The sequence below is a fragment of the Providencia zhijiangensis genome, assembly GCF_030315915.2.
GTDB lineage: Bacteria > Pseudomonadota > Gammaproteobacteria > Enterobacterales > Enterobacteriaceae > Providencia > Providencia zhijiangensis.
The window spans coordinates 1,194,184-1,208,236 of record NZ_CP135990.1; the positions used below are offsets into that span (position 1 = coordinate 1,194,184).

At 44.3% G+C, this 14,053-nt stretch carries 9 protein-coding genes; 5 read left to right on the top strand and 4 right to left on the bottom strand.

The genetic code is table 11. From position 1 onward, the window contains the following. Nucleotides 1-63: 63 nt before the first annotated feature. On the bottom strand, nt 64-1,026 hold the full coding sequence (gene trxB / locus QS795_RS05375) for a thioredoxin-disulfide reductase (protein WP_132494451.1): 963 nt from the start codon (nt 1,024-1,026) through the stop codon (nt 64-66). Nucleotides 1,027-1,579: 553 nt separating this feature from the next. On the opposite strand from trxB, the gene lrp reads away from it, so the two are divergent. The 5 genes from lrp to serS all read left to right on the top strand — a co-directional run bounded on the left by lrp (nt 1,580) and on the right by serS (nt 9,631). After that, complete coding sequence (gene lrp / locus QS795_RS05380) at nt 1,580-2,074, top strand: leucine-responsive transcriptional regulator Lrp (protein WP_004918089.1); 495 nt, start codon at nt 1,580-1,582, stop codon at nt 2,072-2,074. A 412-nt stretch (nt 2,075-2,486) separates the two neighbouring features. Further along, nucleotides 2,487-6,158 carry a DNA translocase FtsK 4TM domain-containing protein gene (locus tag QS795_RS05385; protein ID WP_286272243.1) on the top strand — a complete coding sequence of 1,224 codons (3,672 nt, stop codon included), beginning with the start codon at nt 2,487-2,489 and terminating at the stop codon, nt 6,156-6,158. Nucleotides 6,159-6,244: 86 nt separating this feature from the next. Then, nucleotides 6,245-6,865, top strand: a complete 621-nt coding sequence (lolA, locus tag QS795_RS05390) for an outer membrane lipoprotein periplasmic chaperone LolA (protein WP_272521259.1) — start codon at nt 6,245-6,247, stop codon at nt 6,863-6,865. A 24-nt stretch (nt 6,866-6,889) separates the two neighbouring features. Beyond that, nucleotides 6,890-8,233 (top strand): replication-associated recombination protein A, encoded by a 1,344-nt coding sequence (locus tag QS795_RS05395; protein ID WP_181478275.1) that lies wholly within the window; start codon nt 6,890-6,892, stop codon nt 8,231-8,233. Between the two features lie 105 nt (nt 8,234-8,338). After that, a complete protein-coding gene (gene serS / locus QS795_RS05400; protein WP_154604265.1) occupies nt 8,339-9,631 on the top strand; it encodes a serine--tRNA ligase in 1,293 nt (430 codons plus the stop codon). Between the two features lie 137 nt (nt 9,632-9,768). Here the strand turns inward: serS and QS795_RS05405 are convergent, their stop codons facing one another. The 3 genes from QS795_RS05405 to pflB all read right to left on the bottom strand — a co-directional run bounded on the left by QS795_RS05405 (nt 9,769) and on the right by pflB (nt 14,016). After that, complete coding sequence (locus QS795_RS05405; RefSeq protein WP_286272248.1) at nt 9,769-10,620, bottom strand: BPSS1780 family membrane protein; 852 nt, start codon at nt 10,618-10,620, stop codon at nt 9,769-9,771. A gap of 206 nt (nt 10,621-10,826) precedes the next feature. Further along, nucleotides 10,827-11,561, bottom strand: a complete 735-nt coding sequence (pflA, locus tag QS795_RS05410) for a pyruvate formate lyase 1-activating protein (RefSeq protein ID WP_286272266.1) — start codon at nt 11,559-11,561, stop codon at nt 10,827-10,829. A gap of 172 nt (nt 11,562-11,733) precedes the next feature. Further along, nucleotides 11,734-14,016 carry a formate C-acetyltransferase gene (gene pflB, locus QS795_RS05415; RefSeq protein WP_154604263.1) on the bottom strand — a complete coding sequence of 761 codons (2,283 nt, stop codon included), beginning with the start codon at nt 14,014-14,016 and terminating at the stop codon, nt 11,734-11,736. Between the last annotated feature and the right edge of the window lie 37 nt (nt 14,017-14,053).

Sequence of the window (14,053 nt, forward strand, 5' to 3'; positions counted from 1 at the left end):
TGAACGACAACGTAAAAATGAGGCTTCAAGGTATTTCAGATTAGCGATTTTTAGATTAAAAAACTATTTCTTGTCTGCTAACCCGTCTAGGTAACGCTCGGCATCTAATGCTGCCATGCAGCCAGTGCCGGCTGAGGTAATTGCTTGGCGGTAGATGTGATCCATCACATCGCCAGCCGCAAAGATCCCTTCAACAGATGTTTGAGTAGCGTTACCGTTGGTGCCGGATTGCACTTTAATATAGCCATTATTTAAGGCTAACTGACCGTCGAAAATCGCGGTATTAGGACTGTGACCGATAGCGATAAAGGCGCCCATGACAGCGACATCTTCGGTTTTATCGGTTTTGGTGCAACGTAAACGAACGCCTGTCACGCCCATATCATCGCCCAGAACTTCGTCTAATGTGTTGTCGGTATGTAGAACGATGTTCCCATTTTCAACTTTATCCATCAGGCGATTAACCAGAATTTTCTCTGCTCTAAAGCTATCGCGACGGTGAATCAAATGTACTTCAGACGCGATGTTAGAAAGATACAGCGCTTCTTCAACGGCAGTATTACCACCACCGACGACCGCAACTTTTTGGTTACGATAGAAGAAACCGTCACACGTTGCACAAGCAGAAACACCGCGACCTTTAAAGGCTTCTTCTGATGGTAGACCGATGTAACGAGCAGATGCGCCTGTCGCAATGATCAATGCGTCACAAGTATATTCTGTATCATCACCAAACAGGCGGAAAGGGCGCTGCTGAAAATCCACTTTTGTAATGTGGTCGTTGATGATTTCAGTTTCGAATTTTTCTGCATGGGCATGCATGCGTTCCATGAGTCCCGGGCCTGTTAAGCCTTCAGGATCACCCGGCCAGTTTTCAACTTCCGTGGTTGTGGTTAATTGGCCGCCTTTTTCCACCCCAGTAATCAGTGCAGGGTGTAAATTTGCGCGAGCTGCGTAAACGGCTGCGGTATAACCTGCAGGGCCTGAACCTAAAATGATTAACTTGCGATGTGTGGTTGTGCTCATGAATTCCTCTTTTTAGTCTCAAAAAAGCATAAGGACGATTGTAGGAGAAATAGGGGGGTAACAAAAGTGATTTAACCATTCATTGATGTGGAGGGAACAAATTTTTCTGATAGGCAATACCAATTAAGAGTTAAAAAATGAGAGGGAAAGTGCTTTAATCACGAAACGGTAATTTTAGGAATTATCTTGAATTGCGTCTGCGAAACGTTTTACTGAAAAAAAAACCGAAATCTTGTACTGATTTTTATTCATTTACTTTGACAATCGGCTGCGCATTTGCGAAAACATCTATCTAAGAGTTAATTATCTAGCAGGTCAATGGAAATGGCGCATTTTTGTTCTTACTGGAAAATTAACTTTACGTCACACATTCTGGCAATGTCGCGACGATTGTAAGCCGCTCCAAAGGTAAATATGTTTCGGTTTACGAGAACTTCAGTTATTACGAATAGAATAGGTTCCACGCCCGCTAGTCCGCTTAGGAAGACTGACGAATAGATGGCACCGTTTTATAAGATGTAGAAAATAACAATTAAAGAAAGAGAGATAAGAGATGATTGACAATAAAAAGCGTCCTGGTAAAGACCTTGACCGTATTGACAGGAATATACTGAACGAATTGCAAAAAGACGGGCGTATCTCTAACGTTGAGCTATCTAAGCGTGTTGGTTTATCTCCAACGCCATGTTTAGAGCGTGTTCGTCGTCTTGAAAGACAGGGTTTCATTTCTGGCTATACCGCACTGTTAAATCCACACTATTTAGATGCATCGCTGCTGGTTTTCGTTGAAATTACCTTAAACCGAGGAGCACCGGATGTATTCGAACAATTCAACACAGCAGTTCAAAAACTTGAAGAAATTCAAGAATGTCATCTCGTTTCCGGTGACTTTGACTATTTGTTGAAAACGCGTGTGCCAGATATGTCCGCATATCGTAAACTGCTAGGTGAAACTTTATTACGCCTTCCGGGTGTAAACGATACTCGTACCTACGTAGTTATGGAAGAAGTGAAACAAAGCAACCGTTTAGTGATTAAAACTCGCTAATTGTACTTTGTGTTCATCATTCCTGCACAGCAATCTGCATTGTTGTCGCACTGCTGTTTCAACGCTGGGTTTACTCAGCGTTGTTCCGTTTTTAAGTACTATAATTTTTCTCTTTAATTCTCCCAATGGTTCTTTTTCGAACATTCTCTCGTCACTGCCCGCGATAGACTCAAAATTAGTCAGAAATTTTCATTTCAATTTATTGATTTTAAAGCTATAAACAATTAAGAATTTTGACCTTAAATAGAGTTTGAAACCCTATTCGTAAGATGAAATACTGAGTCTTATGGTCTCTATGGTGTGATAATTTGTCTTAATCCCCTTAAAGCAGGCGCGTTTAGAGGATTAGTGTTAGAATAATCATAGGATAATCACGTATTAAGCAAGAACATCAGTCAGTAAAGAAACAATAATGAGCCAAGAATATACCGAAGATAAGTACATCAAATTTAAAAAGCTCAGTAGCGGAAGACGGCTATTAGAGGTGATTTTGTTGGCAATCTGCCTCTGTGCGATTTTTCTTATGGTCGCGCTATGGAGCTTTAATCCTTCTGACCCGAGTTGGTCACAAACTAACTGGGACGCCCCCGTTAAAAACTTAGGGGGAAGTATTGGCTCATGGAGTGCGGATATCCTATTTTCCGCATTTGGTATTCTCGCGTTTGCGATCCCGCCATTATTGTTACTCGGGTGTTGGGCAATTTATCACTATGAGAGCCAGCGCCGTTATATTGACTTTTTCTCGCTCTCTCTACGTCTCATTGGCGGGTTAGCGCTGATCCTTTCATCTTGTGGTTTGGCCGCGCTTAACTTTGATGATTTACCCAACTTCGCTTCTGGCGGGGTCATTGGTAGTGTATTCAGTAATGCAATTATGCCGTGGTTTAATTCATTGGGTGCAACCTTGGCGCTGTTGTTCCTCTGGGCAATCAGTTTTACCCTCTTCACGGGTTGGTCTTGGCTGACTATTGCAGAAAAAATAGGGGCAGGGATATTGCTTCCTATCACCTTGCTAACAAACCGTGCCCGTGGTGATGAGCTTGATGACTACGATTATGATGTTGAAGAGACCGAAGAGGCGCTGCAGCGTGCTCAAATCGCTGAGCATCAAGCAAATGATGAAAGCCAACAATTTGATGCGGATGATGTACTGTTTTCCGCGCCAACAGTCTCTGAGCTCGTTTCTGAAGATGTACAGCCTGCGGTTGAACCACTGGTTATGGCTGATCCTCTGTTAGCTTCTGAAGCGCAACCTGTTATTGAGCCAGTCCAGCCAAGCGCTTCTTTGGCAGAGCAGCCCACTTTTACTGCTCAACCAACGGAAAATACAGTTTTACCGACATTTTCCGCGACAGAAGAGCCTTCCGCAACTAAAGAGCCGCAAACTTACCATTTTGAAGTGCCTGATGATTATCAGCCCCAAGTGGCACCAACGCAGGCATTTTCTCCTGCACCTGTTATACCTCAAGAACCGACATTTACACCTGAGCCCGTTTTTGCTCCAGAACCTGTTTTTGAGTCCAAACCGGCAGCTCCAACATTTATATCGTCACAGTTTGCGCCTGTAGAGCCAACCATTGATATGGGAAGCCCTGACGTGAGTGAATCATCAGTAACTAGCCGTGTCGCCGACCCTGCTGCGCTAGCCGCTGCGGGCATTTCGATTGCAGCGATGGAACGCCACGCGCAAGTGAAAAAGAATCTGGAGCCAGAATTACCTCGTCCAAATCCGGTTCGCTTGCCGACTCGCCGTGAGCTGTATGGTATTCGTATTCCATCTCAGCGTGATGCAGAGCTTCAACGTCGTCAAGAAGAGGCATCTCAGCGTGAGCAGGTATATCAGCAATGGTCTGCGACTGAAGAACCTGAAAATGAAGTGAAAACTGATGATGAGCTAGAGCAAGAAAGGTTGTTGCGCGTTCAATTCTTAGAGCAGCAACGTCAACGCTACGGCGAGCCAGATACGGATATGCAGGAGTTTGACGCTGCATTCCAGGTTAACCAGCCTGCGGTTGATTCTGTTGCCGCTTCAGATATTGCGCCAGAGCCAGAAACTCATCAAGATTATATGCCTGCGAGTACGTTTACTCAGCCAGAAATTGAACATCGTTGGGCTTCTGCTCCTGCATTTACGCCAGCTTTTGAACCTACAAAACAAATAGAACCAACTTCATCTTCAGATATCCATCGCTTTACTGCCCATGCCGATGATGAGCATGAGCTGGATAATGATGCGGATGATTTTGAACCTAAAATTGATTTAAGTACGCCATTATCGGCATTTGAGCGTTTCTCGCCGGTAGATGATTTAGTTGATGATGAGCCAGCAGCGCCACTGTTTATGCCGTCATTTACCGAACCGCCAGTGCAAGCTCATTCGATAACGCAAGAACAGCCGATAGCGCCAGCACATAATGGAAATGAATTTGTTGCTCATTCTGCGGGGCAGCCTCAAACTGCAGCACAGCAGCCACAGCAGCCACAGCAGCCACAGCAGCCACAGCAGCCACAGCAGCCACAGCAGCCACAGCAGCCACAGCAGGATAGTTTATTCCACCCATTCTTAGTACGTAACGACCAACCGTTACCAAAACCGACGACGCCAATGCCATCTCTTGACCTGCTGGCGAGCCCACCGGAACAAGAAGAGCCAGTGGATATGTTCAAATTAGAGCAAACCGCAAGGCTAATTGAAGCACGTTTGAATGATTATCGGGTTAAGGCTGAAGTTGTTGGCTTCTCTCCGGGGCCGGTGATTACTCGCTTTGAGTTGGATCTTGCGCCGGGAGTTAAAGCGGCTCGAATTTCCACATTATCCCGAGATCTTGCGCGTTCATTGTCGACTACGGCGGTTCGTGTTGTTGAGGTGATCCCAGGTAAACCGTATGTTGGTCTAGAATTACCTAACGAAAAACGTCAAACCGTTTACTTGAGTGAAGTTTTAGATTGTGATGATTTTAGAAAAAATCCATCGCCATTGACAATAGTGTTAGGGAAAGATATTGAAGGTGAGCCTGTTGTTGCCGACTTGGCAAAAATGCCGCACTTACTAGTGGCGGGTACAACGGGGTCCGGTAAATCGGTTGGGGTCAACGCGATGATCCTCAGTATCTTATATAAAGCGAAACCTGAAGATGTTCGCTTTATTATGATTGACCCGAAAATGCTGGAACTTTCTATCTATGAAGGGATCCCGCATCTGTTAACTGAAGTTGTCACCGACATGAAAGACGCGGCGAATGCGCTGCGTTGGTGTGTCAATGAAATGGAACGCCGTTATAAACTGATGTCAGCTTTAGGTGTACGTAATCTCGCGGGTTACAACGATAAGATTAAAGCGGCAGCGGATATGAATCGCCCAATCCCAGACCCATTCTGGAAGCCGGGTGACAGTATGGATATGGAACATCCAATGCTGAAAAAAGAACCTTATATCGTGGTGATGGTGGACGAATTTGCGGACTTAATGATGACCGCAGGGAAGAAAGTGGAAGAGTTGATTGCTCGTTTAGCACAAAAAGCGCGTGCAGCGGGTATCCACCTCGTTTTAGCTACCCAGCGCCCATCCGTTGACATCATCACCGGGTTAATTAAAGCCAATATTCCAACGCGTATCGCCTTTACGGTATCGAGTAAAATTGACTCACGTACTATTCTTGACCAAGGTGGTGCAGAATCACTATTGGGTATGGGGGATATGCTGTATCTGCCACCAAACTCATCCATTCCTGTTCGTGTTCATGGTGCATTTGTCCGTGACCAAGAAGTTCACGCAGTTGTGAATGATTGGAAAGCGCGTGGAAAACCGCAATATATTGATAGCATCACAACGTGTAGCGATGATAGTGAAGGTGGCGGAAGTTCAGATAATGGTGATGAAGATCTTGACCCGTTATTTGACCAAGCTGTCGAATTTGTTGTTGAAAAACAAAGGGTATCTATCTCCGGTGTACAACGTCAATTCCGTATCGGTTACAACCGTGCAGCTCGGATTGTTGAGCAAATGGAAGACCAAGGAATTGTCAGTGAACCAGGGCATAACGGTAACCGAGAAGTATTAGCGCCACCATCAATGGGATATTAATATTTCATGTGCTAATTGCTGGTTTAATTCAAGGGGTGTATAAAGACATACGCCCTTTGTGGTATTAATTTTAAGGTCTTTTCTCGATGAAAAAAATGATGTTGTTAGGTGCATTAGCCCTGAGTTTAAACGTAGGTCAAGTATTGGCAGATGCGAGTCAAGACCTTCAAGATCGTCTGAGTAAAGTGAATAGCTTCCAAGCGAGCTTTTCTCAGAAAGTGACTAGTCCAGAAGGTGATCTTATCCAAGAGGGCGTTGGCGACTTGTGGATTGAACGCCCTAACTTATTTAACTGGAATATGACTTCGCCGGATGAAAGTGTTCTGGTATCAGACGGTAAAAATCTGTGGTTTTACAACCCTTTTGTTGAGCAAGTGACGGTGACAAATTTAGCCGATGCTACCCAAGATACGCCATTCCTGTTATTAACGCGCAATAACCCGAAGGATTGGAAGCAGTATTCTATTGTCCAACAAGGCAATACGTTTGATCTGAAACCAAAACAATCTAACGGTACATTAAAAAGCTTCTCTATTACGGTTAACCCACAAGGGACGATTGAGAAGTTTGCTGCGGTTGAACAAGACGGACAAACCAGCGCGTACCAATTAAAACAGCAGAAAAATGGCCCAGTAGATCCAAGTAAATTCAAATTTACGGTACCAAAAGGGGTCACATTGGATGACCAGCGTTCTCGCGCTCACTAATATCTAGGGGGTAAAGAGGGTCTCGTGGGTAACTTATCTCTCGATTTTTCACAAAATGAATTCCAACCTCTGGCTGCGCGTATGCGGCCGGAAACCCTTGAACAATATATCGGTCAAACGCATTTACTTGCCGAAGGTAAGCCATTACCTCGTGCGATTAAGGCGGGTCATTTACATTCAATGATCTTGTGGGGACCTCCGGGAACGGGGAAAACTACCTTGGCTGAAATTATTGGTCACTACGCACAAGCGGATATCGAGCGTATTTCGGCGGTAACTTCGGGGATCAAAGAGATCCGCGAATCTATCGAAAAAGCGCGCCAAAATCGCAGTGCGGGGCGAAGAACCATTTTGTTTGTGGATGAAGTTCACCGCTTTAATAAAAGTCAGCAAGACGCTTTTTTACCTCATATTGAAGACGGTACCATCACTTTTATTGGTGCGACTACCGAAAATCCTTCATTCGAACTCAACTCGGCACTGCTTTCTCGCGCAAGAGTTTATCTATTAAAATCCTTGGACAGCAGCGAAATTGAAAAAGTGTTATTACAAGCGCTGGGAGATAGTGTTCGAGGATTGGGTGGGCAAAATATCGTTCTCCCAGATAGCACCCGAAAATTAATTGCCGACTTGGTTAATGGGGATGCAAGGCGTTCATTAAATCTGTTGGAAATGATGTCGGATATGGCTGAAGCGGATAGTCAAGGCCAGCGAGTTCTAACCGCAGAGTTACTCAAAGAAGTGAGTGGCGAGCGTGCGGCGCGTTTCGATAATAAAGGTGACCGTTACTATGATTTGATTTCTGCGCTGCATAAATCAGTTCGTGGTTCAGCCCCTGATGCTGCGCTTTATTGGTATGCGCGAATTATTACTGCGGGTGGAGATCCTTTGTATGTAGCTCGTCGTTTATTAGCGATTGCCTCTGAAGATGTCGGAAATGCTGATCCTCGAGCCATGCAAGTGGCGATTTCAGCGTGGGATTGCTTTACTCGTGTAGGGCCAGCTGAAGGGGAGCGAGCGATTGCTCAAGCCATTGTTTATCTTGCGTGTGCACCGAAAAGTAATGCCGTGTATACCGCCTATAAAGCGGCTATCAAAGATGCTCAAATGCAGCCAGATTATGATGTGCCTGAACACTTAAGAAATGCCCCTACCAAATTAATGAAAGAGTTAGGCGTCGGTAAAGAGTATCGTTATGCTCACGACGAACCTAATGCTTACGCGGCAGGTGAAAACTATTTCCCAGAGCCGATGAAAGCGACGCAATATTATTATCCTACCGCGCGCGGGTTAGAAGGCAAAATTGCTGAAAAACTCGACTGGTTAGCCCAACAAGATCAAATTAGCACAACAAAACGCTATCGCTAATCGGGTCAATGCGGTAAGGTTATAACGCAATAAAATAATCTAAATATAACGCCGGAGCGCGTTATATTCGCTTTCACAATTGACTAACAAAATCACAGGACTAGCATGCTCGATCCAAATTTACTGCGTACGGAGCTAGACGCGGTTGCTACAAAACTGGCTCGCAGGGGTTTTACCCTTGATGTGGAAAAGCTGCGTGAATTAGAAGAACGCCGCAAAGTTTTACAAGTTGAAACTGAAACCCTGCAAGCAGACCGTAACTCGCGATCGAAAACAATTGGTGCAGCGAAAGCGCGTGGTGAAGACATTGAGCCATTACGTCTGGAAGTGAACCAATTAGGCGAAAAATTGGATGCTGCTAAAGCAGAGTTAGACAAACTGCAACAAGAAATCCGTGATATTGCATTAAGTATCCCGAATATGCCTGATGATGAAGTGCCTGACGGTAAAGATGACTCTGAAAACTTAGAAGTCTCTCGTTGGGGAACACCTCGCCAATATGATTTTGAAGTTAAAGATCATGTTAGCCTTGGTGAACTGGCTGGTGGTTTAGATTTTCCAGCGGCGGTGAAATTGACAGGTGCTCGTTTTGTTGTGATGAAAGGTCAAATCGCGCGTATGCACCGTGCATTAGCGCAATTTATGCTGGATTTACACACTGAACAGCACGGCTATCAAGAGCTGTATGTTCCTTATTTAGTCAACCATGACACGCTGTATGGTACTGGTCAGCTGCCGAAATTTGGTGAGGATTTATTCCACACTAAACCGTTGGAAGAAGAAGCGGATAGCAGCACTTATGCATTGATCCCAACTGCAGAAGTGCCAGTAACTAACTTAGTACGTGATGAAATTTTAGATGAAGATTCACTTCCTCTGAAAATGACGGCTCATACACCGTGTTTCCGTTCAGAAGCGGGCTCTTATGGTCGTGATACTCGTGGCCTTATCCGTATGCACCAATTTGATAAAGTTGAATTAGTGCAAATCGTGCATCCAGAAAAATCAATGGCGGCACTGGAAGAGTTAACCGGTCACGCGGAAAAAGTTCTGCAATTACTGGAACTGCCATACCGTAAAGTTCTGCTGTGCACTGGGGATATCGGCTTCGGTTCACGCAAGACTTACGATTTAGAAGTTTGGCTGCCGGCGCAAAATACATACCGTGAGATTTCTTCTTGCTCAAACATGTGGGACTTCCAAGCTCGCCGTATGCAAGCGCGTTTCCGTGGTAAGAGCGATAAGAAAACCCAACTGGTTCATACATTGAATGGTTCTGGTTTAGCTGTTGGCCGTACTCTGGTTGCTGTGTTAGAAAACTACCAGCAAGCAGATGGCCGTATTGAAGTTCCAGCAGTATTACGTCCGTATATGAATGGTTTAGAATATATCGGTTAATTGATATATTTGACGTTGAAGGCTGAGCTTGGTTTTAGACTGAGCTCAGCCTTTTTTATGAGCTCAACGTTATTGGCTATAATACAAATATTTGGAGCTAAATTTTCAAAGAAAAAATGGCTCCAAATCTGCCTTACTTACATAATCAATGAACTGGTCTGTGACTGTTTAGACTCGGTAAAAAAGATACTGCGGTACGTACTGTAGTAAGTTGCGTACATAATTGGCATTGAGATAAATAATCCTAAGCCGAATGGAATAATAGAAACAAACATGAGCACCATGGCAATCAGGAAGAATAAGAAACCGGGTAATAGGTTTTTCTTCACTGCCTGTAAGCTGGCGGAGATAGAGGTGCCAATTTTGAAATCATGATTCATGATAAGGGCAGGGGCAAACCACGTTAGTGCTGTGCCAAATAAGCTGGCTAATGCCATGACAATGCCTGCAAATACAAATGTTCCCGTTGATGCAAACAAGGCTGCATCTGAAATACCATCATATTGGTCAGCTTGCATCACTAAGCTAAAAATGGCCGAGCCAGCAATCAGAAATGCAATTAACATTCCGACCATATTGGCAGCAAAGTTTATGGCGCCGATGGCAAATAGCTCACCAAATTTCTTTTGGAACCCAGAAAAAAGTAAGCCGATATCCGCTTCGCCAGTTTTGCGTTGGTTTTCACAAATCGCAATGATCCCCCCGACGAAAACGGGAGTAACAAAACTCACAAACATGCTGACAAGTGGCAGAAAAGCCATGGCAAAGATAATCAGGAAAAAGACAATGTTGATCAGGATCCACATGCCTAATTTTTCTTTGACTAACGCCCACGCTTGGCTGATCCATTCAACGCCTTCTCCTGCTTGAACGGCGCGAGGTTCTGACGTAAATACGAAGCTATCAATGGGCTCTTGAGGTGATGATGTTTCAGGCGCTGGCGTTACAGGTGATATGTCGTTATCGACATGATCGTGTTCATTATTCATGGTAAATGACCTATTCGTAGTGATGAATCAGCAATGTTTATTATAGTGTTATGCTGCTATTGATTTATAAATTAAATTTAACTTGAGGATTATGCCTAAAAACTCAACATTATCAAAGCAGAGTAATCTGGTTGCTAGGAAATAGGTGGGATAATGTAGAAGGGGGGGATAATAAATGAGGCTCCCAAAGGAAGCCTCGTATTGAATTAGTACATGACTTTTTTGCCGTAGCTTTCGAGGATGCTTTTTACTCTTTCCATCACCTCTTTTGACGGTGGTCTCACACCATCAAGTTTGTATTCTTCACCCATGGTTTCCCATTTGTGTTTACCCAGCTCATGGTAAGGGAGCAGCTCAATTTTTTCGATATTATCCATATCTTTGACAAACTCACCGAGCATATGGACTGAGTGGTCATCGTCACTCCAGCCTGGAACGACGACATAGCGGATCCAAGTCTTTTGATTGCGCTTAGCGAGGTAGCGAGCAAATTCTAAGGTGCGATGATTGGAAACGCCAACGAGTTTTTGGTGGATCTCATCATCAAGCTGTTTTAAGTCAAGCATGACAAGATCAGTGACTTCCATCAGCTCATCAATGACTGGATCATAGCGACGAACAAACCCGTTAGTGTCTAAACAGGTATGGATGTTTTCTTTCTTACAAGCGCGGAACCAATCACGAACAAAATCAGCCTGTAAAATAGCTTCACCGCCGGATGCGGTTACGCCACCGCCCGTTGCATTCATAAAGTGGCGATAAGTGACGGCTTCTTTCATTAGCTCATCAACGGTGACCATGTTACCGGTATGGGTATCCCACGTATCACGGTTATGGCAATACAGGCAGCGCATTAGGCAGCCTTGGAAGAAGACAATAAAGCGGATCCCTGGTCCATCGACGGTACCACAGGATTCGAAGGAGTGAATTCGTCCAAACATCGCAGGTGGCGAAGTGGTTGAAATTTCAGTCGTTGGAATAGTCTTTTGCGTTGTTGACATAGCAGGAACTCACAGAATGTAGAATTATAATTTGTTATCTTTGACTAAGATAGAAAGGCCCCAATGGGAGGGGCCTTTTATTTATTTTACGTTATAGAATCTTAGCAAAGTCTTACAGAGTACTGGTGAAAGTACGAGTAATAACGTCTTGCTGCTGTTCTTTAGTCAGAGAGTTAAAGCGCACTGCATATCCTGATACACGGATAGTCAGCTGTGGATATTTCTCTGGGTTTTCCATTGCGTCTAACAGCATTTCGCGGTTCATAACGTTCACGTTTAAGTGCTGGCCACCTTCGATAGAGGATTCATGGTGGAAGTAACCATCCATCAGACCCGCTAAGTTAGTTTTACGCACTTCGTCGTCTTTACCTAATGCATTTGGAACGATAGAGAAGGTATAAGAAATACCATCTTTCGCGTAAGCAAACGGCAGTTTAGCCACTGAAGTCAGTGATGCAACCGCACCTTTTTGGTCACGACCGTGCATTGGGTTAGCACCTGGTCCGAATGGTGCACCAGCACGACGACCATCTGGGGTGTTACCTGTTTTCTTACCATACACAACGTTAGAAGTGATGGTCAGAACTGACTGAGTTGGTACCGCGTTACGGTAAGTAGGCAGTTTCTGGATTTTCTTCATGAAACGTTCTACTAAGTCACAAGCGATGTCATCAACACGTGGGTCGTTGTTACCGAATTGTGGGTATTCACCTTCGATTTCGAAGTCGATAGCAATACCATCTTCGTCACGAATTGGTTTAACTTTGGCGTATTTGATTGCAGACAGTGAGTCAGCTGCAACAGACAGACCTGCAATACCACATGCCATTGTACGGTAAACATCACGGTCATGAAGTGCCATCAGTGCTGCTTCATAGCTGTATTTATCGTGCATGAAGTGGATGCAGTTCAGCGCAGTGACATACTGAGTTGCTAACCAATCCATGAAGTGGTCCATTTTGTCCATCACGGTATCGAAATCAAGAACTTCGTCCATGATTGGAGCATGTTTAGGGCCGACTTGCATTTTCAGTTTTTCGTCCACACCACCGTTGATGGTGTACAGCATAGTTTTCGCTAAGTTTGCACGAGCACCGAAGAACTGCATTTGTTTACCAACAATCATTGGGCTCACGCAACATGCGATTGCGTAGTCATCATTGTTGAAGTCAGGGCGCATTAAGTCATCGTTTTCATACTGTACAGATGAAGTATCGATAGACACTTTTGCTGCGAACTTTTTGAAGTTCATTGGCAGTTTTTCTGACCACAGGATAGTCATGTTAGGCTCTGGAGATGGGCCCATGGTATACAGTGTGTTCAGGAAACGGAAGGTGTTTTTAGTCACCATAGTACGGCCATCAAGACCCATACCAGCCAGTGATTCTGTTGCCCAGATTGGGTCACCAGAGAACAGCTCATCGTATTCAGGAGTACGTAAGAAACGAACCATACGTAGTTTCATGACTAAGTGGTCAATCAGTTCTTGCGCTTGTTCTTCTGTGATTTTACCTGCTTCTAAGTCACGTTGGATGTACACGTCTAAGAACGTAGATACACGACCAAATGACATTGCTGCACCGTTTTGAGATTTAACAGCGGCTAAGTAACCGAAGTAAGTCCATTGAACTGCTTCTTGTGCGTTAGTTGCAGGACCAGAGATGTCGTAGCCATATTTAGCAGCCATCTCTTTGATTTGACCCAGTGCACGGTGCTGTTCAGCAATTTCTTCGCGCAGTTGAATAGTCATTTGCAGGTCTTCACCTTTCTCTAATCTTTCTTGCAGAGAGGTGAATTGGTTGAACTTGTCTTTCATCAGGAAATCAATACCGTACAGCGCAACGCGACGGTAGTCACCGATGATACGACCACGACCATAAGCATCTGGTAAACCAGTTAAGATACCTGATTTACGGCATTTTAAGATGTCTGGAGTATAAACATCGAAAACACCTTGGTTATGGGTTTTACGATAGTCAGTGAAGATTTTTTTCAGGCTAGGATCTAAAGTACGATCGTAAGCTTTACATGAACCTTCAACCATTTTGATACCACCGAACGGGATAAGACCACGTTTCAGAGGTGCGTCAGTTTGTAAACCAACGACAGTTTCTAAGTCTTTGCTAATGTAACCAGCATCATGGGAAGTGATTGTTGAAGCAACGTCTGTATCAAAATCAACTGGCGCGTGAGTGCGGTTTTCGATTTTGATCCCTTCCATGACTTTTTCCCACAGCTTATCAGTCGCTGGAGTAGAGCCTGCTAAGAAAGATTCATCACCTTCATACGGAGTATAGTTTTTCTGAATAAAGTCACGGACGTTGACGTTATTCTGCCAGTCACCTTGGCTAAAACCTTGCCATGCTAAAGCGAATTTTTCATTTAATTCGGACATGATACTTTTACCTTTTAACAATGGATCTTTGAGGGAT

Bases quoted from the DNA above. Each gene is read 5' to 3' on its own strand.
- trxB (WP_132494451.1), bottom strand. From the start codon at position 1,026: ATGAGCACAACCACACATCGCAAGTTAATCATTTTAGGTTCAGGCCCT.
- lrp (WP_004918089.1), top strand. From the start codon at position 1,580: ATGATTGACAATAAAAAGCGTCCTGGTAAAGACCTTGACCGTATTGAC.
- QS795_RS05385 (WP_286272243.1), top strand. From the start codon at position 2,487: ATGAGCCAAGAATATACCGAAGATAAGTACATCAAATTTAAAAAGCTC.
- lolA (WP_272521259.1), top strand. From the start codon at position 6,245: ATGAAAAAAATGATGTTGTTAGGTGCATTAGCCCTGAGTTTAAACGTA.
- serS (WP_154604265.1), top strand. From the start codon at position 8,339: ATGCTCGATCCAAATTTACTGCGTACGGAGCTAGACGCGGTTGCTACA.
- QS795_RS05405 (WP_286272248.1), bottom strand. From the start codon at position 10,620: ATGAATAATGAACACGATCATGTCGATAACGACATATCACCTGTAACG.
- pflA (WP_286272266.1), bottom strand. From the start codon at position 11,561: ATGTTTGGACGAATTCACTCCTTCGAATCCTGTGGTACCGTCGATGGA.
- pflB (WP_154604263.1), bottom strand. From the start codon at position 14,016: ATGTCCGAATTAAATGAAAAATTCGCTTTAGCATGGCAAGGTTTTAGC.